Origin of the sequence: Paracoccus sp. MKU1 (assembly GCF_001447385.1) — a bacterium.
Lineage (GTDB): Bacteria > Pseudomonadota > Alphaproteobacteria > Rhodobacterales > Rhodobacteraceae > Paracoccus.
Genome location: NZ_LLWQ01000015.1, coordinates 1 through 25,168, shown reverse-complemented (window position 1 = coordinate 25,168; position 25,168 = coordinate 1). Strand labels below are relative to the sequence as shown.

The following is a 25,168-nucleotide window of genomic DNA, read 5'->3' as shown; positions in this document are numbered from 1 at the left end:
CATGGAGACCAAGGCCAATTACGTGCTGATCGGAGCCTTCACCATCGCCGGCTTCCTGGGAATGCTGGTGTTCCTGATGTGGTTCGCCAAGCTGCAACTGGACCGGCAGTTCGCCTATTACGACATCTATTTCCCGGAGGTGTCGGGGCTGGGCGTGTCCTCGGAGGTGCTGTTCGCCGGGCTTTCCGTCGGCAAGGTGGTGGACATGCAGCTGTCGCCAAGCGTGAACGGCGCGGTCCGGGTCCGGATCGAGGTGGCCGAGGATACGCCGGTGCGCACCGATTCCCGCGCCTCGATCGAGATCCAGGGCGTCACCGGCGTCGCCAATGTGGCGATCACCTCGGGCCGGCCCGACGCGCCCCTGCTGCGCGACGTGGACCCAGATTCGATCCCGGTGATCGCCGCCAACCGCTCGGCCCTGCAAACGCTGTCGGAGCAGGGCCCCGAGATGCTGTCGCGCCTCAACACCGTGGCCGAGCAGCTGACCCGGCTGCTGGGCGACGAGAACCAGGACCGGGTGCGCAATATCCTCGACAATGTCGAACGCTCCAGCGCCAATCTGGACAAGGCGCTGGCCGATGTGACCACGGCCACCGATTCCATCGCCTCTGCGGCCTCCGACATCTCGGCCTTCGGCGAGCGGCTGGACGGGCTCAGCGCGGCGGCCGAGACGACGCTGGGCAATGCCGATACCGCGCTGGCCAAGTTCAACGAAAGCGCGGGCAAGGTCGATACGGCGCTGGAATCCGGCACCGCCACGCTGGACGAGGTGCGCGCCTATGTCGCGGGCGATTTGAAGGCGCTGACACAGCGGCTGGACCAGACCGCCGCCACGCTGCAATCCGATCTGAACCGGCTGACCGAGCGCGCGGACCAGAGCCTCGACAGCCTGGACGCGGCGCTGGAGGTCGGGCAGCGGACGCTGGCCTCGGCCGAGCGGGCCTTCGACGGCGCCGACCGGGTCATCAACAGCAATGTCGAGCCGGTGGTGGCCGATCTGCGGGTGACGCTGGGCAAGGCGAACGAGGCCATCGACCGCGTGGTCGCCGACCTGCCCGAGATCACCGACCGCTTGCGCAATGCCGCCGACAGCGCCGACGCCGCCTTTGCCAGCCTGCGCGGCATGCTGGACAGCGCCCGCGCGCCGGTGCAGGCTTTCACCCGCGAGGGGCTGCCGCAATTCACCCGCATGGCCAGCGATCTGCGCGGGCTGGTGGGCAATGTGAACGAGCTGGTCTCGGCGCTGAGACGCAACCCGTCGCAAGTCTTCTCGGGACCGCGCGTGCCCGAGTTCCGCCGCTGAGGGAGTCCATGATGCGCATTACCGCCGCCCTGCTTGTCCTGACCCTGACCCTGCCGGGCTGCGCCGCGGTGCGCGCGCTGGAAGGCGAGCCCGACCGCGATGTCTTCGAGCTGCGCCCGCCTTCGGACGTGCCGCAAAGCTGCGGCCGCGGCCGGCTGGCCGAACTGGTGATCGAGCCGCCCAAGGCGCGCGGCACGCTGGACACCGACCGCATCATGATCCGGCCGAACCAATTGCAGACGCAATACCTGCCCGATGCGCGCTGGGGCGACACGGTGCCGGTGACGCTGCAAACCCTGCTGGTTCGCGGCTTTGGCGTCTATGACGCCTTCACCCATGTCGGCCGCGCGCCGCTGGGCACGGCGGGTGATTACGCGCTGATTTCCGAGATCAACGATTTCAATGCCGAGGTCGCAGGACAGGGCGCCATCATCAAGCTCACGGTCGATGCGCAGATGGTGCGCGAGATGGACGCCCGCGTCGTCTCGCGCGGGCGGTTCGCCGCCACGGCCCAGGCGCCGACGACCAAGACCTCGGACCTGATCCCGGCCTTTGACGCAGCCGGCCAGCAGCTTGTCGCGCAGATGACCGATTGGGGTATGCGCGCCGTGGGGGTCGATCCCGCGCGCTGCCGCTGAGGTCAGACGATACCGTGCTGTTTCAGCAGTGCCTGTTCGTCGCCGCTCACCCAGCCGAAGACCTTGGGCGTGCCATCAAGGATCTGCACGAGGTAATGCACCTCGAACGCGATGGTCACATCGGGCGCCTCGCCCCGGTCATAGACGGCCCGCCAGCCGACATGGGCCATGCAATGCAGCGGGTCTATCGGTGACAGCCGGATCTCGCGGATCGTCATCTGCTTGGTGCCGATGGTGCGATAATGCGCATAACCCTGCGCCATCGCCTGCCTTAGCTGGTCGTCGTTCCGGCCCGCCTTCACCCCCGCCGGCGAGGCGGCGATGAATTCCGGGGCGTAAAGCGCGGCGACCTCCTCCATATCCGCCTCGCCGGCCAGCGCCTGCGCGAAGAGCCGCTCGTAGCGGGCAAAGAAGGCGCGAATACTGTCCTCCATGGCTTCCTCCCGTCAGCCTTTGTGGAAATGATCGACGATCTTCTGCGCCATGGCTTCGCTGATGCCCTCGACCGCGACCAGATCGGCAAGCCCGGCGCGGCTGACCGCCTTGGCGCTGCCGAAATGCTGGAGCAGTGCGCGCTTGCGGGCGGCGCCGATGCCGGCGATCTCGTCCAGCGGATTGGCCATCACCGCCTTGGCCCGCTTGGCGCGATGCGTGCCGATGGCCCAGCGATGCGCCTCGTCCCGCAGGCGCTGGATGAAATACAGCACCGGGTCGTTCATCCGCAGCGCGAAGGGCCTCTGGCCGTAGCGGTGGAACTCCTCCTTGCCGTGGTCGCGGTCCTCGCCCTTGGCGACGCCGATCATCGGGATGTCCTCGACCCCCATCTCGGCCATGATCTCGTGCACCGCCGAGACCTGCCCGGCGCCGCCGTCGATCAGCAAGAGATCGGGCCAGGTGTCGGTCTGGCGGTCGGGGTCCTCTTTCAGCAGGCGCGAGAAGCGGCGGGTCAGCACCTCCTTCATCATGCCGAAATCGTCGCCCGGCGTGATCTCGGTGCCCTTGATGTTGAACTTGCGATACTGGCTCTTGATCCAGCCCTCGGGGCCGGCGACGACCATGCCGCCGACGGCATTGGTGCCCTGGATATGGCTGTTGTCATAGACCTCGATGCGCTGCGGCACGGCGGGCAGGTCCAGGGCCTCGGCCAGCCCCTCCAGCAGCCGCTGCTGCGCGGCGCTTTCCGACATGCGGCGCGCCAGGCTTTCGCGGGCGTTGCGCAGGGCGTTTTCCACCAGCTCGGCCTTTTCGCCGCGCCGGGGCACGCCCAGCGTAACCTTGCGCCCGGCCTTTTCCGACAGCGCCTCGGTCATCAGGTCGGGGTCCTCGATGCCATGCGACAGCAGGATCAGCCGCGGCGGCACCTTGCCGTCGTAGAACTGCGCCAGGAAGGCCTGCATCACCTCGTCGGCCGATTCCACCCCGTTCAGCCGGGGATAGAAGTCGCGGTTGCCCCAGCTTTGATTGCCGCGGATGAAGAAGACCTGCACGCAGGCCTGCCCGCCCTCCATGTGCAGCGCGATCACGTCGGCCTCGGGCACGCCGCGCGGGTTGATCGCCTGCACCGATTGCACGGCGGTCAGCGCCTTGATGCGGTCGCGCAAGGCGGCGGCGCGCTCGTATTCCATCGCCTCGGCCGCCTCGGCCATCTCGCGCGCCAGGTCGGCCTGGATGCGGGTGGTCTTGCCTTGCAGGAACAGCTCGGCATCGGCGACCAGGGCGTTGTATTCCTCCAGCCCGATGCGGCCGACGCAGGGCGCGCTGCATCGCTTGATCTGGTAAAGCAGGCAGGGCCGCGTCCGGCTGGAAAAGGTGGCGTCGGTGCAAGAGCGCAGCAGGAACACCCGTTGCAACTGGTTCAGCGTCCGGTTCACCGCCCCGGCGCTGGCGAAGGGGCCGTAATAATCGCCCTTTTCCGCCTTGGCGCCGCGATGCTTCTTGATCTGCGCGAAGGGATGCGACTTGGCCACCAGGATATTCGGGAAGCTCTTGTCGTCGCGCAAGAGCACGTTGTAGCGCGGCTTCAGCTGCTTGATGAGGTTCTGCTCCAGAAGCAGCGCCTCGGTCTCGGTGCGCGTGGTCAGGAACATCATCGAGCAGGTCTCGCGGATCATCCGCGCGATCCGCGCCGAATGTCCGGTGCCGCGCGCATAGTTCGAGACCCGCGCCCGCAGATTCCGCGCCTTGCCGACGTAAAGCACCGCCCCCTGCGCATCCAGCATCCGATAGACCCCCGGCGAGCCGTCGAGCGTCCGCAGATAGTCCTGGATCAGCGCATGGCCCGTCTTGGCGGGCGGCTTTTCTGGGGTGGAATCGGTCATGCTGTTAACGAAATGATTCTCGGCCTCGGCTGCAAGTTCGGATAGGAAAGTTCAAGCTGAATCCTGTCCACGGAATCTGTGGATAACTCTGTGAATCAGCTTGGGAGTATCACGCGTTCAATTAGCGTTTCTTGGGGTTTCGTTGTTTTGCACAAATTCTAGGCAGCATTGCAAGTAGTTGATTCCAGGATATATTTTTTCTCTCCTGTGCAATCCTCTGAATTTCTTACCAGAATCGTGAAGATTGCGTGAATGCGTTCCGCAAAGTGGACAACTTGCCGCGGACCGGCGGATTCTTGCTCTATTCGACGCCCAGCACGTCGGGGGTGCGCCAGGCCAGATGCTGGCCGCCGTCCACGCAGATCAGCTGTCCGGTAACCGAAGGCGCGTCCATCAGATAGCCCAGTGCGGCGCAGACATCCTCGGGTCCAGCACCGCGTTGCAGGATGGTCGCGGCGCGCTGATTGGCGAAATGGCTGGCGGATTGGCGGGTGCCCTGCATGGTCGGGCCGGGGCCGATGGCGTTGACGCGGATATCCGGCGCCAGCGCCTGGGCAGAGGTCCGCGTCAGCCACCACAACCCGGCCTTGGCCAGTGAATAGGTCATGAACTCCGGCGTCGGCTTCAGCACGCGCTGGTCGATCATGTTGATCACCAGGCCGCGCGCCACCGGTTCGCTGCCGCTGCGGTCGGCCCTGGGGGCCTGGCGGGCAAAGGCCTGGGTCAGGATGAAGGGTGCGCGCAGGTTCGACCCCATGTGCCGGTCCCAGCTTTCACGCGTCGCTGTGGCGATGTTGTCGTATTCGAAGATCGAGGCGTTGTTCACCAGCAACCCCAGCGGCCCCAGCGCGGCATGGGCGCGGTCCACCAGCGCCTCGCTCTGGTCGAGATCCAGCAGGTCGGCCTCGAAGATCTCGGCCCGGACGCCCAGGGCGCGGGCCTCGGCGGCCGTGGCCTGGGCCTCGTCGGCCGAGCTTTGATAATGAATCGCCACGTCCAGCCCGCGCCGGGCCAGATACAGGGTGATGGCCCGCCCCAGCCGGCGGGCGCCTCCGGTCACCAGCGCGGTCATTTCCGCCCGATTCCCAGCAGCCTGGCGATTACGCGGCGCACCCCGGGGCCGGCGGCCAGTGCCAGCGCCATGATGATGAGCAGGCACAGGATGACGGTCTTGATCATCCGCGCCCCGCCCCGAAGCGCGCGAAGGCGGCGCGTTCCTCGATGCTGTCAATAAAATCGTCGGCGGACAGGCCGAAGCGGCGGAACCACGGGATGCGCTGGCCATAGGTCAGGAAGCGCACCTCCTTGCCGTAAAGCTCGCGCATCTTCGGCACCAGATGGGCGATGCCGTCGGCCAGCCCCAACTCGACCGCCTCGCGGCCGGTCCAGATCTCGCCGGTGAACAGGTCGCGATCCTCGGGCAGGCGGTTGCCGCGCCGCGCGCGCACCTGCTGCTTGAACGCCTCGTGGATCGGGCCGAGCAGGCGGTCCAACCGGGCGACGTCCTCCGGGGTCTGGGGCCGGAACGGGTCCAGCATCGACTTCGAGCGGCCAGCGGTATGCACGCGGCGCTCGATACCGTGGCGCTGGATCAGCTCGACGAAGCCGAAGCCCGAGGAGATCACCCCGATCGAGCCCAGCACCGAGCTGTCATCGGCCCAGATGTAATCCGCCGCCGTCGCCAGCCAATAGCCGCCTGAGGCCGCCACGTCCTCGACAAAGGCATGGACCGGGATCTCGCGCTCCTCGGCCAGGCGGCGGATGCGGGCGCCGATCAGGCTGGACTGCACCGGCGAGCCGCCGGGCGAGTTCAGGGCCAGCGCCACGGCGGCGGGCCTGCGCCGCTTGAAGGCGCGTTCCAGCAGCGGCGCCAGCGCGGCATCGGACAGGCCGGGGCCGCCGCGGCCGGCGACCCCGATGGCACCTTGCAGGCGCAGGACGGCGACAGTGGCCGGGCGGTTCAGGAATGGAATTTTCATGGGCTCCAGATAGGCAGATGCAGGGCCATGGGCAAGCTCTCAGCCGCGGGCTTTCAGAAAGGCGAGGACTTCAGCGCGGTCGGGCATGGCATCGCCCGCGCCCTTGCGGGTGACTTGCAATGCCGCGGCGGCGGCGGCGTGGCGCAGGGCGATGGGCGGGTCCTCGCCCCGCGCCAGCCCGGCGGCGAACCAGCCGGCAAAGCAATCGCCGGCGCCGGTGGTGTCCACCGCCTGCACCGCAAAGGCCGGCTGGCGCCAGACCTGCCCGCCGCGCAGGTCGCGGAACTCGGCGCCTTCGGAGCCGCGGGTGACCAGCAGCCCCTCGACCGGCAGGTCCTCGCCGAAGGCTGCAAAGGTGTCGCGGGCTTCGATCTCATTCACCGCCAGGATCGAGACATGCGGCAGAATCTCGCGCAGCGCCGCGATGCTGAAGGGGGCGGCGGAATAGATCACCCGCGCCCCGGCCCGGCGGGCATGCGCGGCGGTTTCCGCTTGCAGGTTGGTCTCGTTCTGCATCAGCAGGATGTCGTCCGGACCCAGGCCGGCGCCGCTGGCCAGGTCGGGCGGCAGGGCCAGATTGGCGCCGCCATGCAGCACGATCGAGTTCTCGCCCCCGGCATCGACCAGAATGATCGCGTGGCCGGTGGCGATCTCCGGCAGCCGGGCGATGGCCGAGGTCCGCACGCCCGCTGCGGCGAGTCGCTCCAGAACCCAGTCGTCGCCGTTACCCATCGCGCCCAGATGCACCACATCGGCTCCGGCGCGGGCGGCGGCGACCGACTGGTTGGCCCCCTTGCCGCCCAGCCCCTGGGCATAGGATTGCGCGTGCAGCGTCTCGCCCGGTCGGGGCAGGGCGGGCAGGCGATAGACATGGTCGATGTTGATCGAGCCGAGATTGTAGATCGTCATGTCCAGCCCCCGCCAATGCCGTTCCGGCCCATCTGAACGGTGCGCGGGCGCCTTGTCCATATCGGCTGCGGCGCATGCGTCCCCGGCAAAGAAAAACGCGCCCCGAAGGGCGCGTTTCAGGATCAGGACCGGGCGATCATTCCGGCTTGCGCGGATGCTTGATCGGCTGCCACAGCTTCTTGTTGGTCAGATAGAGCAGTGCCGCAAGCACGATCAGGAAGATCACCGAGACGAAACCGACCTGCTTGCGATCCATCATCTTGGGCTCGGCGGTCCACATCAGGAAGGCGGCCACGTCGGTCGCCATCTGGTCGACGGTGGCCGGGGTGCCGTCCTCGTAGGTGACCTGGTCGTCGCTGAGCGGCGGCGCCATCTGGATCCAGTTCCCGGCGAAGGCGGCGTTGTGGTAAAGCACCGCGCCTGCCTCTTCCTTTTCCTCGCCATCATAGCCGGTCAGCACGGCATGGATGTATTCCGGGCCGCCGGTACCCTTGAACAGCTGCGCAATGCCGGTGCCGTAGGGGCCGTGGAAGCCGGCGCGCGCCTTGGCCATCAGCGACAGGTCCGGCCCCATGCCCTCACCGCTGATGGTGGGGAAATGGTCGGTCGGAACGCGCGGCCGGTCCTCGCCGGTTTCCACGTCGGTGATGTCGAAGTTCGCGGCATAGGCGCGGACCTGATCCTCGGGCAGTTGCGGGCCGCCCTGGTCGGCAAGGGTGCGCAGCGGCACATAGCGCAGGCCGTGGCAGGCCGAGCAGACCTCGGTATAGACCTGCAAGCCGCGCTGCAACTGATGCTGGTCGAACTTGCCGAAGGGTCCCTCGAAGCTGAACGCGATATCCTCGATATGCGCGGCGGCATGGCTGTCGCCGGCCTCCTGGGCAGCGGCATCGCCGTGATCCGCGGCGGCCGCCTCTTCCTCGTCGGCCTCCTCGGCCGGTGCTTCCTCGGCAGCTTCTTCCTCGGCGGGAGCTTCCTCTGCGGTCGCTTCCGGTTCCTCGGCAGCGGGCTCCTCGACGGCGGCCTCGGGTTCGGCCGGGGTTTCCGCCTCAGGAGCTTCCTCGGCAGGAGCTTCTTCGGCCGGTTCCGCGGCGGGTTCTTCCGCCGCAGGCTCCTCGGCGGCGGGCTCTTGGGCCGCCGGTTCCTCGGCCGGAGCCGCTTCTTCGGCAGCGGGCTCGGCCTCGGCGGCCGGTTCTTCGGCCGGGGCTTCCGCCGCAGGCTCCTCGGCGACGGGTTCCTCCGTCGCCTCGGCCGGCTCGGCCTCACCCTCGGCCGGTGCGGCCTCGGTCGCAGCCGGTTCGTCTGCCGCTTCGGCGGGGGTTTCGGCCGCCGGTGCCGCCTCGGCCGCCGGTGCCGCCTCGGCCGCCGGGGCGGCCGTGTCGTTCGTTTGATAGCTCGAGCCCGCGGGGGCCGTGGTGCCGGGCGCGGTGCTGGTGTTTTGCGCCACGGCGCCGCCTGCCAGGGCAACCGTCAGGGCCGCAACAGCCGTGAGCGATGCGTTTCTCAGGGTCATTGTTGCCTCTCCTTACTCGGCAGGATGGGTTTCGGGCCCGTAATGGGCATTGAAGTCGTCCTCGATGGTCTGCGGCATCGCATCGGGCTTCTCGATGATGCCCAGCAGCGGCAGGATGATGAGGAAATAGGCGAACCAATAGGCCGCGCCCGCCAGAGCGATATAGGGATAGATCCCCTCGGCCGGCATGGCGCCCACCCACATCAGGATCACGAAATCCACCGCCAGCAGCCAGAACCACCACTTGAACAGCGGGCGATACTGGCCCGAGCGCACGCGCGAGGTGTCGAGCCACGGCACCAAGGCCATGACCAGAATGGCGCCGAACATCGCGATCACGCCGAAGAACTTGGCGTCGATGATGCCGAAGGACAGCCAGTTGACCAGCATCACCACCCAGACATCGGCGGTGAAGGCGCGCAGGATGGCGTAGAAGGGCAGGAAATACCATTCCGGCACGATATGCGCGGGCGTCACCAGCGGGTTCGCCTCGATATAGTTGTCGGGATGGCCCAGATAGTTCGGCATGAAGCCGACGATGGCGAAGAACACGACCAGCACCACGGCCAGCGCGAACAGGTCCTTGATCACGAAATAGGGCCAGAAGGGCAGGGTGTCCTTCTTCGCCTCCTCCTTCGAGCCGCGACGGACCTCGACGCCGGTCGGGTTGTTGTTGCCGGTGGTGTGGAAGGCCCAGATATGGACCACTACCAGCGCTGCGATGACGAAGGGCAGCAGGTAATGCAGCGAGAAGAAGCGGTTGAGCGTCGGGTTGTCCACCGCCGGGCCGCCCAGAAGCCAGGTCTGGATCGCCTCGCCGACGCCCGGGATGGCGCCGAACAGGCCGGTGATCACCGTGGCGCCCCAGAAGGACATCTGGCCCCAGGGCAGCACGTAACCCATGAAGGCGGTGCCCATCATCATCAGATAGATCAGCATGCCGACGATCCAGGTCACCTCGCGCGGGGCCTTGTAGGAGCCGTAATAGAGGCCGCGGAAGATGTGGATATAGACGGCGAGGAAGAACAGCGAAGCGCCGTTCGCATGCAGATAGCGCAGCATGTAGCCGCCGTTCACGTCGCGCATGATATGCTCGACCGAGGCGAAGGCCAGATCGACATGCGGCGTGTAATGCATCACCAGCACGATGCCGGTGGCGATTTGCAGCACCAGGCAGAACGCCAGCACGATGCCCCAGATCCACCACCAGTTGAGGTTCTTGGGGGTGGGGATCATCAGCGTGTCATAAACCAGGCTGACGATGGGCAGGCGGCGATGCAGCCAGCGCTCGAAACCCGTCTTGGGCTCGTAATGGTCGTGGGGAATACCGGCCATGTGCGCCTCCTCAGCCCAGTTTGATGGTGGTTTCGTTGACGAATTCGGCAACGGGGACATGCAGGTTCTGCGGCGCCGGCCCCCTGCGGATGCGGCCCGAGGTGTCGTAATGCGACCCGTGGCACGGGCAGAACCAGCCGCCGAAATCGCCCGCGCCGTCGCCGATCGGCACGCAGCCCAGATGGGTGCAGACGCCGATCATCACCAGCCATTCGCCGGCCTCGTCCAGCGAGCGGTTTTCGTCGGTGGCGGGCTCGCCGGGCTTGTTGGCGTTCTCGGCATTCTGGTCGATGAGCTCGCCCAGTTGCACGGCGCGCGCGGCGGCGATCTCGTCCTCGGTGCGGCGGCGGATGAACACGGGCTTGCCGAGCCATTTCACCGTCAGCTGGGTGCCGGTCTCGACGCCGCTGACATCGACCTGGATCGAGGCGAGCGCCTGGACATCGGCCGAGGGGTTCATCTGGTTGACAAGGGTCCAGGCGGCGGCCCCGGCCGCGACGGCGCCGGCGCCGGCGGTCGCGAAATAGAGGAAGTCCCTCCGGGTGCCGTGGTCACCTGCGTGTTCATCTGCGTGGGACACGGGTCTGATCTCCATTTATGCCCCGGAATCGGGGCGATACGACGGAACGGGCCGTATCGTTGCACAGCCCTCGCCGCGCGGTTCTAGCGATCAAATCCGCGTCAGTCCAGCGGCCCCGGCGTCCGGCAGCGCCGCAAATCGCCGCAGGTGTGGGATTTTGGTTGCGCGGGAAGACACGCCTTTTCTGGTGTTTGCGCTAAAGCAATCCCTCGCTGCGAAAGCTGAGTTCGCGCGACTTGCCGATGATCAGATGGTCGTGGACGGCGATTCCCATCACTTCGGCCGCGGCGACGATGCGGTTCGTCATGCTGATGTCGGCCTGCGAGGGGGTCGGGTCGCCGCTCGGATGATTGTGGATCATCCTACGACTTGCTTTATCATATTGAAATGCAAGCATTTTTTCTAAGTGATTCCAGAGGTGGTGCCGGGATTGGGGATCGGCATTTGGTGCGCTATTGTGATGGTCACGAGCGATCATCGGCGCGCGCAGTGAATTCCTTTGATGCACGGCGCTCAATCCAATCCCTTCCGGCTCAGGCTTCTATCTCGCCGATTCGGTGGAGCATCTGGAGCCGTCCGCGAGCCGGTTCCGGCTAGATGATCAACCGGGCAACGTCTGCCTCCGAGTTGCGCCACCCTCAGTGCCTCCGTCAAGGGCAGCGGTAGTCTTGCAGGAAGGATAACCCGAGCAAGCCAGGAACGGTTGATATGCTCCGCCGGAACGAACGACCATCGATCCATCACCACAGGTGGGACAATAATCTCCAACTGACATCGGGCGTGCGATCCTCACCCGATTGGACGGTGCCCCCGCACGGGAACTTTCCACCGAGATGTTGCGCTTGAAATCACAACGAGGGTGGGTGCTGCATGCCTCGAACGGGCCATATTGGCCGTCGTACCGCTTCATGGTGCCGCAGCCGCACTTCGGGCACGGGCTCAGAACGCCTTCCTCCGCTTCGATCTCCACTGCGCCGGTTCTCGCTAGCTCGATCAGAAAGCGCGACGGCGCATCGGCCAGGGTGCAAATGCGAACCTGACGGCGAGCCCGCGTGAGCGCGACGTAGAAAAGGCGGCGCTCCTCAGCCAGGGGATATGGGTCGGGTTCGGGCATCGCTATCTGGAGGATCGGATCGTCGGTAATCCGGCTTGGAAAGCCCGGTCTGGATTGACGGCAAGAAATACTGGGAATTGCCGAAAGCTTGGTTCAACGATTTCGTCGAACGGGCGTTGGCGAAGTACAGCAAGGTCTACGTTATTCAGCCTTACCGCGAGCAGGAGAAATGCTCCCCAACGTGTCAGAACGCTATCGGGCATGAGTGCCAATGTTCTTGCATGGGCCTCTATCACGGCGCCGGGAATGACGGCAGTTGGTTCGAGGTTTCCGACACCTTCGCGACGCGTTGGGCTGACCACGAGCTCGCCTGTCGACTCATGACCGCCAAGCCCTAACGCAGCATGCGATCAAAATACCATTAGTCTCGCTGCCGCCATCCGGTGTTTGTAGCGAGTTCGGACTCTAGTCGAGACCAAGATGCGCTGCTTCAAGCTCCTAGGAGCGCACGTCATGTCCCGCGACTTCGAAAGGCAGGTCGCCGAGCTTCAGATCAGGCCGCAATCCTGAACCGCTTCACCGCCCTCGGAACGCCGCTCACGCAGCGCGTAGGATAGGTCTGTCCAGGGAAAGGGCACTCCGGCCTTCAGAGGATTTGCGCAACAATGCCTACTGGCGGGATAATCACATCCGGGAGTAGCTTAACTTCGCCGCCAAACTGTCCAAGAAGGCGGGACCACCTCACAAGAGCGTCTATCGCGGGGGGCTCCTCACAAGTCATTACCGTGACATCGCCGCGTGTATAGTTTCTGTACGGAAGCATCCCTTCGGCCGACGGTGCTTGTCCGGTCTGAAGTCGATGCTTGAGTAGGCGACGAAGGAAGAACAATGGAACTCAACCAGATTCGATATTTCCTGAACCTGGCAGACACCCTCAACTTCACCGAAGCAGCCATGCGCAGCGGGGTGTCTCAGCCCACGCTCACCCGCGCGATCCAGCGGCTCGAACAGGAGTTGGGCGGAACGTTGGTCTATCGCGATGGAAAAGACAGTCGACTGACAACGCTCGGCCGCGACATACGATCCGAATTCGCTGCGATCGCCGACCGCGAACAGCGGGTTCGGGCAATATCCCTCAATCGGGTTCGCGGCCGCCGCGAGACCTTGACGCTGGGTATCGTGAATACCATCGCGCCAGCACTGATTACGGAATTTCTGAAACACGCCCTTCGACAGATGCCGATGCTTGAACTGGTTCTTCAGCCGATCACCCGCGACGAGGGGATGGAGCGCCTGCTCGGCGGTCAAATTGACGGGTGCTTCTGCACGGATCCAGCGGCCGGAAACACCAAGATTGCAACCGTTGAAATGTTCCGTGAGCGACTGTTACTGGCGATGGCGCATGGACACAGCCTGGCAAGCCAAGCCTCGGTGTCTCTTGTCGAGCTATCGGAACAGCCTTACCTCGATCGCCTCCAGTGCGAATTCCGCACGCGCGTGCAAAACCATTTGAACGAGCGCGCGATTTTCATGATCCCACGGCTCAGATCCGAACGGGAGGATTTGATTCAACAAGCCGTGGCATCGGGCGCGGGCGTTTGCATGCTGCCTGAACGTTCGGCAATCGTAGAGGGCTTGACGTTACGCCCGGTCGATACGCTCGACCTGTCGCGCACGGTGGCATTCCAATCGATTTCGGGATCTGGAACGGCAACGGCGCTGCGGCAGCTCCGTGTACTGATAGAGCGGTATGTGTGGTCGTGAATTCCGTGAAGGCGCGGGCCTTTATGGTGCGGCGACCACACAAGCGTTCCCAGTGCATGCCGGTGACAACATCAAAACTATAGTTGCGGCGTATTGGACACCTTCGGATCGAATATCCATTTTCTCGGGTATGAGTTCGAAGGAGGAATCCATGACAGCCTACAAGAAGACAGAAGCTGCTATCGCCAAGCTGTCACCTGAGGAATATCGGGTGACGCAGCAGAGTGCGACCGAGCGACCAGGAACCGGTGCGCTTCTCCATAATAAGGAACCCGGCGTTTATGTCGATATCGTCTCAGGCGAACCCCTGTTCGCATCGTCCGACAAATACGAGTCGGGCTGCGGATGGCCGAGCTTCACCAAGCCGATCGAACCTGCGAACGTGAATGAACTACGCGACAACAGCCACGGTATGATCCGGACGGAAGTGCGTTCGACGTATGGCGATAGCCATCTCGGCCACGTTTTCCCCGACGGGCCGAGCGATCGCGGTGGCCTGCGTTACTGTATCAATTCGGCTTCGCTGCGCTTCGTACCCCGCGGCGAGATGGAGAGCCAAGGTTACGGTGAATATCTCAACCAGGTGGAGGATATCTGATGACGACTGAACGCGCTGTTCTCGCCGGCGGCTGCTTCTGGGGCATGCAGGATCTTATCCGCAAGCTGCCCGGTGTAATCTCCACCCGTGTCGGTTACACGGGCGGCGATGTGCCGAATGCGACATATCGCAATCACGGCACTCATGCCGAGGCGATCGAGATCACCTTCGATCCCTCTCAGACCACCTATCGCCGATTGCTTGAGTTCTTCTTCCAGATCCACGACCCGACGACGCTCAACCGTCAGGGGAACGACCGAGGCGCGAGCTACCGTTCCGCGATCTATTTTACCAACGACCAGCAGAAGGCCGTTGCGCTCGATACGATTGCAGATGTTGAAGCGTCGGGCCTATGGCCAGGCAAGGTCGTCACCGAGGTCGAGCCAGTCGGTGATTTCTGGGAGGCAGAGCCCGAGCATCAGGATTATCTCGAGCGAATTCCCCACGGGTACACCTGCCACTTTGCACGTCCGGACTGGGTGTTGCCGCGCAGGGCCGGTGCTGCCGCTTAGCAAACCTGCGGCTCGTGGTTTAACGCCGCGAGCCGACATCGGAGGGCTTCATGGAAACGGGAATTGTGGGTCTGCCTGCCCCTCCGCTGGAGAATATCCGGTGGATCGATGAAAATGGTGACGAGCGTAGCTCCTTGACCTTGGCCGAGTTGGGGCAAGGTTTCAAAATATTGTACTTCTTTCAGGATTGGTGTGCAGGCTGTCATGCACATGGTTTTCCCACATTCGTGACCCTTGCCGAGGAATTTCGCGATAAGGGAGTTGGCTTGGCGGCGATACAGACTGTGTTCGAGGGTTCGGAAGTCAATACCTTCGATCGTCTGCGGGAAAACCAACGCCGATATGGACTGCGTCTTCCATTTGGTCATGCTGTCGCGGGCTCGGGCTCAGTAGACGCTGCGCCAGCAATCATGGAGGCCTACCGGTCCGGCGGAACCCCATGGTTTGTGGTGATCGCACCCGATGGTCGCGTCGTGTATAACGGGTTTCAGCTCGACGCGGAGAGCCTCATCCAGAAACTTCGGCCGCTCACGGCCTGATAAAAGGAGCCTGGATGCCGCGGCGGCCCAGCGGTATAATTCCCGGGCCGGTGAAGTCGTGCGCAGCCCTAGATGATCTCCGCAACGCATTCCGACAGAGAAAGAGAAAGAGAGAGAGAGAGAGAGCCCTGTCCTCGATGATCCCGCATCAGGTGCTCTATGCTATCTGATCAGATCGCGGGCAAAGCCTTTTCCTTTCTTGCGCAATCGAGCATTCCGAGAGCCGACGCTACGATTCCCTTCAGCAAAGCTGGCTCGGGTCGCACGCGCGCGAGCACGCGCAATCCCATCAGCACGCTCAGGAGATGCCGTGCCATATCCTCTGCCGGCAGCAGTGATGCGATCGTGGCATCGGCCTGACCCGACTCTATTCGGCCCAGGAAAAACATCTCGATGCGCATGAGCACGGCCGCGACGTTTTCCCGGAACGCTTCGTCGGGGGGTGCCGCGTCGAGCGCGGTGTTCACGAGCATGCATCCCTTGCGCTCAGGATCCTCAAGCGAGCGCTTCAAGACATCGGAAAAGAACGCTTCGATGGCTTCGCGGGGCGGCAATGCCTCGCAACGCCGGATCCGATCCGCAACGCTGTGTTCGACATAACGGTCCAGCGATTTGATGAAGAGCGCGCGTTTATCCCCGAATGCGTTGTAAAGGCTCGCACCGGTGATCCGGGTCTTGTCGATAAGATCGCGCACGGATGTTGCCTCGTATCCGCGGCGCCAGAAGCACTGCATTGCTGCGTCGAGCACGGCTTCCTCATCGAATTCTCTTGGTCTTGCCATCCGGCGCTCTCGCAAATTCCAGCTTCGCGTCTTGCCATATTGTCCGCGCCGATGCATTCTAGAACAAATGGACTAAAACTCAAGGTGTGACCGCCGTCATCGTTTCTCTGCCGGCAGCCTTGGACGATCCAAAGGCTGGAATCATGGCTGCCCAGGAGGCGATTGAAGTTACACGAGCGGAACGCATGGCGGGGCACGCGGCTTGAGGGTCTGCTCTGGGCTGCTCGGAGCCTGCGTCGTGACGGCTCCGGTGAGGCAAACCAGTCCGGCGTATTTTGGGCATGCGGAAAAATGTAATCTTCCTTCGCGAGCATCGTGAGCTCGGCGACGTCGCGTGGCAGCGCGATCACGATCGCAGCCAGCCGCTTGCGGGCGAAACCGCGTATGTACGCGGCCCTGTATGCTGCGCTGCGCCGACTGCACCTCCGTCATCGGACGGTTTGTCAGGACTCGAGATTCTGCGTGGCTGGACGCTGCGAGGGTCGGCATCGTGGCGGATCGTGCAACCCCAATGACGACACCGCTCGAAGCAGACCAAAGCCAATTACAACGAAGAGAGACGTACCAGATGACGCTGTTTGAACCATTCCTGCTGCGCGGTGTAACGCTAAAGAACCGGGTGGTCGTCTCACCGATGAGCCAGTACCGCGCGCAGCACGGCGTGGCGAACGACTGGCACTTGGTCCACCTCGGTCGGTTCGCACTCGGAGGCGCCGCGCTGGTGTTCTGCGAGGCTACTGCGGTGCAGGAGCATGGCCGGCGTACACATGGCGACCTCGGGATATGGTCGGACGCCCACATCGACCGGCTCGCGGCGGTCACTCGCTTCCTCTCGCAAGAGGGAGCAGTTGCAGGCATCCAGCTCGCCCATGCGGGCCGCAAGGCGAGCGAACGCCGCCCCTGGCACGGTGAGACACCGGTCGACTCGGAAGACATCGCACAGCGCGGTGAAAAACCGTGGGCTGCACTCGGGCCGAGTGCGATCCCATACGCGGAAGGCTGGCCTGCTCCGGCCGCGATGAGCATCGAGGACATCAGGGAAGTGATCGCGTCGTTCCGAATTGCCGCTGAGCGAGCACGCGAGGCCGGCTTCCGGGTGATCGAGGTCTACGCCGCGCATGGGTTTCTCATCCACCAGTTTTACTCGCCGCTCGCGAACCAACGGCGCGATGACTACGGCGGAAGCCTCGAAGGACGATGCCGTCTGGCACTCGAGATCGCCGCAGCGATCCGCGAGGTTTGGCCAGACGAATACCCACTGGTCTTCCGCCTATCGGTCACCGACTGGCATCCCGAGGGCTGGCAAGTGGACGACACAATCTACCTCGCACAACGACTGAAGGACCTCGGCGTCGACGCGATCGACTGCTCAAGCGGCGGCATCTCAGGACGGGAACGTCCGCAGGGCATGACCCTCGAGCACGGCTATCAGCTCGCCCTCGCCGCGCGGGTGAAGACGGCAGCACGCATCGCGACGATCGGTGTCGGACTTCTTTGGGACCCGAAGCTGGTCGACCGCTCGATCGACCAAGGCGATATCGACCTCGTCGCACTCGGTCGCGAACTGCTGGAGGACCCGAACTGGCCATTGCAGGCGGCCCGCGAACTTGGCGCCGACGGGGTTCATGGGATGTGGCACCCGGAGTTCGGGTGGTGGCTCGAGAAACGGGCGCGGGCTGTCCGCAGACTCGGGATACGCAAGTGATCGACCATTGATCATCAACAACGCCCTCGGCCCGAAATCCCGGCGCGATTGCTCTTGCCGCGACCCAGGATAGATACAACATCCCTTAGGACAGGAACTCGATGGAGGAGTAGGTAGCCGCGCACTGCGAGATCTAGACATCGTCATTGTTGACGTCGCCCGTGCATGAAGTGGCGGCCCCGTTCGAGATTGAGCAGGTATCGCAGATGAGCTGATAAAGCCTTGGCGGTCTCGGCTATGGTCCTTCACCCTACGATTTGCTGCAGGGCTTGCCGCCTGCACGACGATGGCCATGCGGTTATCTGCACAACGCAAGAGTCTCCCGCCTGAGCGAGCGCGAATGACAGTCGTGCATTCGAAACGTTCCGACATGATGCCCACCGATCTTTTCACACGAACGATTGTACTCGAAGGGCCACTCAATCACTCAATGACGACAGCGCCAGATGATTCTTGGGATAGCCGATCGCTGTCCAGTCGATCCGACCATGGTGCGCGGATCGGATATTCAGACCGGGCTCTATTGAGGGCAAGCTCTGTGGCGCAATGTAGCTGATGTCTATTTTGGTCGCACTGGGAATAAATCTACCAGCATCGTACTTCTAAACGTCAATTCTTTCGGCCGCACCATTGGTTTTTGGATGCATCGCCGAATGCATCGATTCCATAGCCGGAGGTCTTTGGCGGTGGAGACCTACGCTCATATTTTTGGGCTACAGGCATGGAAAAAAGAACACGGACCACCGAAAAAGTTGAGGCAGTGTCGCAGGCGACGTTATACTTTCGATCTTGAGGGAACACGAGATGTATGCACATATTTTGGTCGCAAGGGATGGCTCTAGTCTGGCGGTCGATCAGTCGATAGCCGCTCGAGATTTTCCGATTTCCCCGGCAGCACCTCCTCCATGAACTTGTGAAGGATAAGTCCGCGCTCGCGGCCGCCTCTGCCGCGAAACTATAGCGTGTCGGGGCGTCGTCCATCCATGATAACACTGGCACTAGAGGCGCCAGATAGTTACCCTGTTCCGGCCCAGATGCTTGGATTGATACAACGCCGCATCAACCTGGTGAAAGACGTCGGCCGGCGATTGTGGCCCTTCAAAAATCCCAAGCCCCATCGAAACCGTCACCACACCGTAGGGTTGGTTCCCGGGGTGTGTAATTGCCAACGCACCGACTCGATTCCGCAATGCCTCAAAAAAAGTGTGTGCGTCCAGAGCGGCGCGTGTACGACACGCCATGAGAAACTCCTCGCCGCCGATCCGGAAAAAAAGATCGTCGGCATTTGTTAAATGCGTGCGCAGAACCGTGCCTATTTGGCGCAGAACGTCGTCTCCAGCCGCATGGCCATGCCTGTCATTGTAGCTTTTGAAATTGTCGATATCGAGAATGGCGACGGATCGGAATAGGCCATCGTTGGCCGTGTTGAGATATTCTGGAAATTGTCGTGAGTAGGCATGCCGGTTCGGTATTCCCGTCAACGCGTCGATACTGGCGCTGCGTGCTTCGGTGATATCCGTAAAAATCCAGATTCGCGCAGCCAACCTTCCACCTTCATCGAACGGCACACTGCGCCGCGAAAAAATGCGGCCGTCCTTGAGCAGAATTTCGTCCTCGGAGGTCTCCTGGGCCAGCTGCAGCCGATCCACCTCGCGAAGGAAACCCTCCGGGTCCAGCAGTTGGTCCGTCACGAAAGTGAGCATGCCGAGCTCGTTCTTCGTGCTCACCAATTCGTCTGGAATCTTCCAGAGCTGAGCAAAAGAGCGATTCGCATAGACTACGCGACGCTCGGAGTCGGTTAGTAGGACGCCGTCCGGAAGCGCATCCAAAGTCCGCTCGAACAGCGAGCGCACGGCAGTCCCTCCAAATGTCATGCGCTTCAATCCTCTAGTCCGCCCCAATTGCGCTCGGTCATTGTATCCGGGAATGGTTGTAGTTTCGTCACTTACGCCCTTGCCCAATAGATCGAGGATGCGGTGTTCACGAGCATGCACTCCTTGCGCTCAGGATCCTCAAGCGATCGCTTCAAGACATCGGAAAAGAACGCTTCGATGGCTTCGCGGGGCGGTAATGCACGGCAACGTCGGATACGGTCGGCTACGCTGTTCTCCACATAGCGGTCCAACGATTTGGCGAAGAGCGTGCGCTCATCCCCGAATGCGTTGTAAAGGCTCGCGCCGGTGATCCGGGTCTTGTCGATAAGGTCGCGCACTGACGTTGCCTCGTTGCCTCGTAGCCATGGCGCCAGAAGCATTGCATTGCCGCGTCGAGCACGGCTTCCTCATCGAATTCTCTTGGTCTTGCCATCCGGCGCTCTCGCAAAATTCCAGCTTCGCGTCTTGCCATATTGTCCGCGCCGATGCATTCTAGAACAAGTGAACTAGAACTCAAGGTGTGACCGCCGTCATCGTTTCTCTGCCGGCAGCCTTGGACGATCGAAAGGCTGGAATCATGGCTGCCCAGGAGGCGATTGAAGTTACACGAGCGGAACGCGTGGCGTCATGGCGGGGCACGCGGCTTGAGGGTCTGCTCTGGGCTGCTCTATCGATCGCGATCTTTTCAGGCTGGTTCGTGGTGACCCGGTTCAGCGTCACGCGCGAATTGCAGGTCTGGGACGTGACCGCGCTTCGCTTCGGCGTGGGCGCCGTCCTCCTTGCCCCGGCTGTCCTGCGTCGCGGTTCGCGCCTTCCCATGTCTGCATGGGGTGAGGGGCTTTTGTTTGCATTGCTGTGGGGTGCACCCTTCGTGCTCCTCGTGGCGCTCGGGCTCAAACTGACTTCGGCGGCACAGGCCGCCTCCATTGCTCCAACGACGATGCCTCTCGTCGCAGGAATACTCTCCTTCGTCTTCCTGAAGGAACAGCAGGGGTGGATCCGGTGGACTGGATATGCCGCGATCCTCGCCGGACTGGTCTGCCTCACCGGAGCCGTCACGACACAGGCTCCGCCCAGTCCAGCCGGCGTTACGGCCCTAGCCGCGGCAGGTGGCATGTGGGCGGTCTATACGTTGCTGTTCCGCCGTAGCGGCCTGTCGTCGATCCAGGCGGCGGCGCTCATCTGCATCTGGTCGGCAGCTCTCTTTCTGCCGGCCTATGTCCTCTTCGGTCTCAGCCATCTCGGCCGCGCGTCCGCAAGCGAGATAGCGCTCCAGTTGTTTTACCAGGGTGTGTTGATGGGGGCGGTTGCGCTCGTCACCTTCAATAGAGCGGTTTCGCTGTTGGGCGCCTCGGCGGCGACGGCCATGATCGCTCTCGTTCCCGCTGCGGCATCGCTGCTTGCCATCCCGGCCCTGGGCGAAACGCCGTCGTTCGTCGAAGGCATTGCAATAGCAGTCATCGTTGTGGGCGTCCTGCTGGCGGCCAGCCGGCCATCGTCTGCAACACTGTCAATTCAACCGCAGGAGACACCATGATCCGCTTCTATTTCCATCCCACGCCGAACCCGGCCAAGATTGCCCTGTTCCTTGAGGAGGCAGGGGTTCCATATGAAACCGTGGCCGTCGACACCAGCAAGGGCGAGCAGCACGCTCCGGCGTTCCGGGCGATCAATCCGAACGGCAAGGTACCAGCCATTGTTGACACGGACGGTCCGGGAGGCAGGCAAGCGCGGGTTTTCGATTCCACTGCGATCCTGATCTACCTTGCCGAGAAAACGGCTAAGTTTCTCGGCACGCCGGAGGATCGGCCCGAACTGCTGTCCTGGCTGCTTTTCCTTGGCACGGGTCTCGGGCCTTTTTCGGGACAAGCCGTGCATTTCCAGTTCGCCGCGCCGGAGGGCCAGGAATACGCGACCAACCGCTATCGTCGCGAGGCCGAGCGCCACTATCAGGTCCTGAACGATCATCTTGAGGGGAGGGACTGGATCATAGGCGACAGCTACACGATCGCCGACATGTCCGCCTGGGGCTGGCTCGATCGCGCCTCCCGTGTACGCAAAGGGGCGGAAGACCCGCTGGCGGCCTTTCCCAACCTCAAGCGCCTATTCGAAGCTGTCGATGCACGGCCTGCCGCCTCCAGAGCGCGAGAAGTCGGCAAGGACCACGCCTTCAAGAAAGTGAACGACGAGGAGACAAAGCGCGCGCTGTTCCCGTCGAATTATCCTCCGGCGGCCTAAGCTGGCCATTGAGACGTCACAGGAGCGACCATGACGAATACCGCAGAGTACACGCCGCCGAAAGTCTGGACCTGGGAGAAGGGCAATGGTGGTCAGTTCGCCAGTATCAATCGCCCGATTTCCGGTTCCACCCATGATAAGGAGCTGCCCATCGGCAAGCATCCCTTCCAGCTCTATTCGCTGGGCACGCCGAACGGCCAGAAGGTCACTATCATGTTAGAGGAACTGCTCGAGGCCGGTCACAAGGGCGCCGAATATGACGCCTGGCTGATCAAGATCGGCGACGGCGACCAGTTCGGCTCCGGATTCGTCGAGGTCAATCCGAACTCCAAGATCCCTGCGCTGATGGACCGCTCCGGCCCGACGCCGATCCGCATCTTCGAATCCGGCGCGATTCTGATGCACCTGGCGGAAAAATTCGGCAGCGCCTTCCTGCCGACGGAACAGCCGATGCGCGCCGAAACGCTATCCTGGCTGTTCTGGCAGATGGGCTCGGCCCCGTTCCTCGGCGGCGGCTTCGGCCATTTCTATGCCTATGCGCCGGAGAAGATCAAATACGCCATCGACCGGTACGCGATGGAGGTGAAACGCCAGCTCGACGTTCTCGACCGGCGTCTTGCCGACAACGAGTATGTTGCCGGTTCGCAATATACCATCGCCGATATCGCGATCTGGCCCTGGTATGGCGGTGTGGTGAAGGGCTGGCAGTATGGCGACGCGGCGCAGTTTCTCTCTACGCACGAATACACGCACGTGAATCGCTGGGCCGAACAGATCTATGGCCGACCGGCGGTGACGCGCGGCCGCAAGGTCAACCGGACTTCGGGCGAGCCGTCGAGCCAACTCCACGAACGCCACAACGCGTCCGACTTCGAGAACAGGACACAGGATAAGCTGGAAGGAGCACGCTCGTGAACATTGATGGCAAACGCATTCTGATCACTGGCGGATCGAGCGGCATCGGACTGGCCCTTGCCCACGCGCTTCTGGCCAAGGGCGCGAGGGTAGCTATAACCGGCCGCCGCGCCAAAATGGTCGCGGATGCTGTCACCGAGCTGAAGGCAGGGGACAGTGAGGTTCACGGCGTCGTCGCCGACATTGCCACGCCGGAGGGCCGCGCTACAACGTTGGAAGGAGCGTTGCAAAAGCTCGGCGGCCTGGACATCCTCGTCAACAATGCAGGTGGGGTTCGGGCTGGACGCCTTGAGAACACGCCCGAAGCCGAACTGCAGGCGATGATCGATATCGATCTCGTGGCGCCGATCATGTTGACCCGGGCGGCGCTGCCAGTCCTGCGGGAAGGCGGCGATGCCGTGATTGTCAACATCTCCTCCGGGATAGCGCTCGTCGGTGCACCGTTCTATGCGACCTATGCCGCGGTGAAAGCCGGGCTTGCCAACTTCGGCGAGGCGTTGCGGCGCGAACTGAAGGGTGAGGGCATCCACGTGATGACCGTCTATCCGGGTGGCACCGATACGCCCATGATGAAATCGAACCGCGCCGGACCCGATCTAGGCTTTTCGCGCGAGCCGGCTTCCGCCGTCGCCGATGCGATCGTTGCCGGCATCGAAGCCCGGGCGTTCGAAGTAATCCGCGGCGGCGAGACACGTGCGCAGATGATCGCGCTCAACCGCGAAAACCCGGCCGCAGTCGACGAACGCTTTCTCGGGTTGAAGCGGGCGTTGGAAGAAGCGGTGAAGGACCACTCGGCGCTTTGAGCGCCAAAAGAATTTAACAAGGAGTGCAATTGTGATGCTGCAGAATGGCGACGTCTTTCCCTCATTCATCTTTGGTCGCGCTGGCGGCGGCGAAATCCACTTGCCCGGAGATCTGGCGGGCGGGTTCGGTGTTATCCTGTTCCACCGTGGTTCCTGGTGTCCATACTGCAACGCCCAGCTCGCCGAATTTGCGCGAGCGGCGGACAAGTTCGCCGAGGACGGGATCAGGGTCGTCTCAGTATCGACGGACGATCGGGAAAAATCGGAGGCGCTCGTCGACAAGCACAAGCTAGGGTTTCCGGTCGGCTACAGCGCGGATGCACGAGCAGTTTCCGCAGCCACCGGCGCCTTCGTCAATGAGAATCCGCTAGCCCTCCAAGCGACCGGGTTCGTCATCGATCCAGAGGGCCGGATCGTGACAGCTGTCTACTCGACCCGCGCGATCGGTCGCCTTATGCCCGCCGATGTTCTGAATTTTGTACGTCACTTCAAGTCCCTGGCAGGCAACTAAAAAAACGGTTGATCTGTCGCCGCGGAGCACGGTCAACGATTACTTCCGGCGATGGGACTGGGACGGGGCGCTGGAGCGCATCCATCACGCGCTCTATGTTGCGTGTCGTGAGGCAGCGGGCCGGGAGGCCAGTCCCACAGCGGCGATCATTGACAGCCAGACCGTCAAGGGCGCCGAAAAAAGGGGGCGCTCGGTCGATCCGCCAGGCTACGACGCCGGCAAGAAGATCAAAGGTAAGAAGTGGCACGTCCTGGTCGACACACAGGGCCTGTCGATGCGGGCCATCGTGCATGCCGCCGACGTGCAGGATCGCGACGGCGGTGTGTTGCTGATGGGCGCGCTGTTCGGCCTCTATCCGTTTCTGCTCAAGCTCTACGCCGACAGCGGTTAGCAGGGACCAAAATTCCGCGACGGCCTCGCCGCCGCCGGTGCCCAGGTCAACGTCGAGGTCGTCAAACGCTCGGACGTGCACAGGTTCGTCATCCTGCCTCGACGATGGATCGTCGAGCGCACCATCGCCTGGCTCAACCGTTGCCGCCGATTGGCAAAGGACTGGGAGTACCTCAACCGCACCGGCCTCACCTTCCTGCGCTGGGCCACCGTTCGCCTCATGCTCCGAAAGCTATGCAAAAACACGAATTGATCCCAGATGGACTCTAAGCGATCAAGCACGATCCATAGCGCTTTGTTCAATTCGCCTTGGGGCGCGGCACTGCACACGATTCTTGTCGTCCCACGCCTCAAGCTCATCGACCCGGTAGAGAACCGCTTTGCCGATTTTTACGAACGACGGCCCTATTTTCATCACACGCCAATTCCGAAGTGTGCCAACGGAAACGCTGCCACGATAGCGTTCGGCTACTTCTTCTGGTGTGAGGAATGTGGTCTGTGACATATGCCCTCCTTCAGCAAGAAAACCTGCCGCGGTCATTGTTGACGATCAAGCGCGAGACGCATTCCGAAATGCGTCTGTCATTGGAGAGGCAGTAACCATCCGGCGTAGGCCGCGGACGGGTGTCCGTGCTCAGGGAGTGGGCTTGGGTGCTTTGGGCTTGCCGGGCCGCGGGGACCATTTCTTCGCGAGTTGGTCAAAGCGTTCGACGATCCTGTCGATCCTGGCATCTTCGGGATCGAAGGATGCACCTGACCAGCCGACCATGTCGTCGTGCTGCTCGTGGTCCGGATCTGCGAGGGCTTCGAGGAATTCCTCGTAGCCCGGAGCACCGCCGACATCCTCGGGCGGGCAGGCCCCGCTGGCCTTCAGAAGCCTTGGATAGGTCACGCCCGGGCTGGCCTCG

At 63.0% G+C, this 25,168-nt stretch carries 27 protein-coding genes and 3 pseudogenes; 15 read left to right on the top strand and 15 right to left on the bottom strand.

Features of this window, described 5'->3' with window-relative positions:
• Window position 1: 1 nt before the first annotated feature.
• Both AQY21_RS01485 and AQY21_RS01480 read left to right on the top strand, forming a co-directional pair.
• On the top strand, window positions 2-1,303 hold the full coding sequence (locus AQY21_RS01485) for an MlaD family protein (RefSeq protein ID WP_058096114.1): 1,302 nt from the start codon (window positions 2-4) through the stop codon (window positions 1,301-1,303).
• Window positions 1,304-1,311: 8 nt separating this feature from the next.
• Window positions 1,312-1,941, top strand: a complete 630-nt coding sequence (locus tag AQY21_RS01480; RefSeq protein ID WP_065169877.1) for an ABC-type transport auxiliary lipoprotein family protein — start codon at window positions 1,312-1,314, stop codon at window positions 1,939-1,941.
• A gap of 2 nt (window positions 1,942-1,943) precedes the next feature.
• Here the strand turns inward: AQY21_RS01480 and AQY21_RS01475 are convergent, their stop codons facing one another.
• The 10 genes and pseudogenes from AQY21_RS01475 to AQY21_RS27400 all read right to left on the bottom strand — a co-directional run bounded on the left by AQY21_RS01475 (window position 1,944) and on the right by AQY21_RS27400 (window position 11,689).
• A complete protein-coding gene (locus AQY21_RS01475) occupies window positions 1,944-2,375 on the bottom strand; it encodes a hypothetical protein (RefSeq protein WP_058096113.1) in 432 nt (143 codons plus the stop codon).
• Between the two features lie 12 nt (window positions 2,376-2,387).
• Window positions 2,388-4,259, bottom strand: a complete 1,872-nt coding sequence (gene uvrC / locus AQY21_RS01470) for an excinuclease ABC subunit UvrC (RefSeq protein WP_058096112.1) — start codon at window positions 4,257-4,259, stop codon at window positions 2,388-2,390.
• Window positions 4,260-4,560: 301 nt separating this feature from the next.
• A complete protein-coding gene (locus AQY21_RS01465) occupies window positions 4,561-5,331 on the bottom strand; it encodes an SDR family oxidoreductase (RefSeq protein WP_058096111.1) in 771 nt (256 codons plus the stop codon).
• A gap of 103 nt (window positions 5,332-5,434) precedes the next feature.
• Window positions 5,435-6,238 carry a S49 family peptidase gene (locus tag AQY21_RS01460; protein ID WP_058096110.1) on the bottom strand — a complete coding sequence of 268 codons (804 nt, stop codon included), beginning with the start codon at window positions 6,236-6,238 and terminating at the stop codon, window positions 5,435-5,437.
• A gap of 39 nt (window positions 6,239-6,277) precedes the next feature.
• Window positions 6,278-7,147, bottom strand: a complete 870-nt coding sequence (locus tag AQY21_RS01455; protein WP_058096109.1) for a ribokinase — start codon at window positions 7,145-7,147, stop codon at window positions 6,278-6,280.
• Between the two features lie 136 nt (window positions 7,148-7,283).
• A complete protein-coding gene (locus tag AQY21_RS30055; protein ID WP_058096108.1) occupies window positions 7,284-8,660 on the bottom strand; it encodes a cytochrome c1 in 1,377 nt (458 codons plus the stop codon).
• 12 nt (window positions 8,661-8,672) lie between these two features.
• Entirely contained in the window at window positions 8,673-9,995 is a 1,323-nt protein-coding gene (gene petB / locus AQY21_RS01445) for a cytochrome b (RefSeq protein WP_058096107.1), read from the bottom strand.
• Between the two features lie 10 nt (window positions 9,996-10,005).
• Window positions 10,006-10,575, bottom strand: coding sequence for a ubiquinol-cytochrome c reductase iron-sulfur subunit (gene petA / locus AQY21_RS01440; protein WP_203416323.1), 570 nt, complete (start codon window positions 10,573-10,575; stop codon window positions 10,006-10,008).
• A 196-nt stretch (window positions 10,576-10,771) separates the two neighbouring features.
• Window positions 10,772-10,936 (bottom strand): annotated as a pseudogene (locus AQY21_RS27405) (JAB domain-containing protein); the annotation flags it as partial.
• Between the two features lie 240 nt (window positions 10,937-11,176).
• Window positions 11,177-11,689, bottom strand: coding sequence for a topoisomerase DNA-binding C4 zinc finger domain-containing protein (locus AQY21_RS27400; protein WP_012114946.1), 513 nt, complete (start codon window positions 11,687-11,689; stop codon window positions 11,177-11,179).
• A 35-nt stretch (window positions 11,690-11,724) separates the two neighbouring features.
• On the opposite strand from AQY21_RS27400, the gene AQY21_RS01435 reads away from it, so the two are divergent.
• From AQY21_RS01435 to AQY21_RS01415, 6 genes and pseudogenes are all read left to right on the top strand, one after another.
• Window positions 11,725-12,027 carry a hypothetical protein gene (locus AQY21_RS01435; protein WP_012114947.1) on the top strand — a complete coding sequence of 101 codons (303 nt, stop codon included), beginning with the start codon at window positions 11,725-11,727 and terminating at the stop codon, window positions 12,025-12,027.
• Between the two features lie 61 nt (window positions 12,028-12,088).
• Window positions 12,089-12,246 (top strand): annotated as a pseudogene (locus AQY21_RS27395) (IS5/IS1182 family transposase); the annotation flags it as partial.
• A gap of 271 nt (window positions 12,247-12,517) precedes the next feature.
• A complete protein-coding gene (locus tag AQY21_RS01430; RefSeq protein ID WP_012114948.1) occupies window positions 12,518-13,393 on the top strand; it encodes a LysR family transcriptional regulator in 876 nt (291 codons plus the stop codon).
• Window positions 13,394-13,544: 151 nt separating this feature from the next.
• Window positions 13,545-13,991, top strand: a complete 447-nt coding sequence (msrB, locus tag AQY21_RS01425) for a peptide-methionine (R)-S-oxide reductase MsrB (protein ID WP_012114949.1) — start codon at window positions 13,545-13,547, stop codon at window positions 13,989-13,991.
• Complete coding sequence (msrA, locus tag AQY21_RS01420) at window positions 13,991-14,503, top strand: peptide-methionine (S)-S-oxide reductase MsrA (protein ID WP_012114950.1); 513 nt, start codon at window positions 13,991-13,993, stop codon at window positions 14,501-14,503. The genes msrB and msrA overlap by 1 nt, the downstream gene beginning before the upstream one ends.
• A 50-nt stretch (window positions 14,504-14,553) precedes the next feature.
• Entirely contained in the window at window positions 14,554-15,042 is a 489-nt protein-coding gene (locus tag AQY21_RS01415) for a peroxiredoxin (protein ID WP_012114951.1), read from the top strand.
• 170 nt (window positions 15,043-15,212) lie between these two features.
• Here the strand turns inward: AQY21_RS01415 and AQY21_RS01410 are convergent, their stop codons facing one another.
• Window positions 15,213-15,824 (bottom strand): TetR/AcrR family transcriptional regulator, encoded by a 612-nt coding sequence (locus AQY21_RS01410; RefSeq protein WP_041575652.1) that lies wholly within the window; start codon window positions 15,822-15,824, stop codon window positions 15,213-15,215.
• Window positions 15,825-16,335: 511 nt separating this feature from the next.
• On the opposite strand from AQY21_RS01410, the gene AQY21_RS01405 reads away from it, so the two are divergent.
• Complete coding sequence (locus AQY21_RS01405) at window positions 16,336-17,529, top strand: NADH:flavin oxidoreductase/NADH oxidase (RefSeq protein WP_197715666.1); 1,194 nt, start codon at window positions 16,336-16,338, stop codon at window positions 17,527-17,529.
• Between the two features lie 998 nt (window positions 17,530-18,527).
• Here AQY21_RS01405 and AQY21_RS01400 read toward each other — a convergent pair.
• Both AQY21_RS01400 and AQY21_RS01395 read right to left on the bottom strand, forming a co-directional pair.
• Complete coding sequence (locus tag AQY21_RS01400; RefSeq protein WP_041575655.1) at window positions 18,528-19,382, bottom strand: sensor domain-containing diguanylate cyclase; 855 nt, start codon at window positions 19,380-19,382, stop codon at window positions 18,528-18,530.
• A 92-nt stretch (window positions 19,383-19,474) separates the two neighbouring features.
• On the bottom strand, window positions 19,475-19,741 hold the full coding sequence (locus tag AQY21_RS01395; RefSeq protein WP_049775953.1) for a hypothetical protein: 267 nt from the start codon (window positions 19,739-19,741) through the stop codon (window positions 19,475-19,477).
• Window positions 19,742-19,980: 239 nt separating this feature from the next.
• On the opposite strand from AQY21_RS01395, the gene AQY21_RS01390 reads away from it, so the two are divergent.
• The 6 genes and pseudogenes from AQY21_RS01390 to AQY21_RS29520 form a co-directional block, all read left to right on the top strand.
• Window positions 19,981-20,940: a DMT family transporter gene (locus AQY21_RS01390; protein WP_012114956.1), complete on the top strand. Its 960-nt coding sequence runs from the start codon at window positions 19,981-19,983 to the stop codon at window positions 20,938-20,940.
• On the top strand, window positions 20,937-21,641 hold the full coding sequence (locus AQY21_RS01385; RefSeq protein WP_012114957.1) for a glutathione S-transferase family protein: 705 nt from the start codon (window positions 20,937-20,939) through the stop codon (window positions 21,639-21,641). The genes AQY21_RS01390 and AQY21_RS01385 overlap by 4 nt, the downstream gene beginning before the upstream one ends.
• Before the next feature lie 30 nt (window positions 21,642-21,671).
• Complete coding sequence (gene yghU / locus AQY21_RS01380) at window positions 21,672-22,556, top strand: glutathione-dependent disulfide-bond oxidoreductase (protein WP_012114958.1); 885 nt, start codon at window positions 21,672-21,674, stop codon at window positions 22,554-22,556.
• The gene (locus tag AQY21_RS01375; RefSeq protein ID WP_012114959.1) at window positions 22,553-23,359 is read left to right on the top strand and encodes an SDR family oxidoreductase; all 807 of its coding nucleotides are present in this window, start codon (window positions 22,553-22,555) and stop codon (window positions 23,357-23,359) included. The genes yghU and AQY21_RS01375 overlap by 4 nt, the downstream gene beginning before the upstream one ends.
• 34 nt (window positions 23,360-23,393) lie before the next feature.
• Complete coding sequence (locus AQY21_RS01370; protein ID WP_012114960.1) at window positions 23,394-23,870, top strand: peroxiredoxin family protein; 477 nt, start codon at window positions 23,394-23,396, stop codon at window positions 23,868-23,870.
• Window positions 23,871-23,880: 10 nt separating this feature from the next.
• A pseudogene (locus AQY21_RS29520) lies at window positions 23,881-24,513 on the top strand (IS5 family transposase); the annotation flags it as partial.
• 21 nt (window positions 24,514-24,534) lie between these two features.
• On the opposite strand, the gene AQY21_RS27380 reads toward AQY21_RS29520, so the two are convergent.
• Complete coding sequence (locus tag AQY21_RS27380) at window positions 24,535-24,765, bottom strand: AlpA family transcriptional regulator (protein WP_012114961.1); 231 nt, start codon at window positions 24,763-24,765, stop codon at window positions 24,535-24,537.
• A gap of 129 nt (window positions 24,766-24,894) precedes the next feature.
• The coding region (locus tag AQY21_RS01360; RefSeq protein ID WP_161905865.1) for a plasmid pRiA4b ORF-3 family protein at window positions 24,895-25,168 on the bottom strand (274 nt) is incomplete at its 5' end.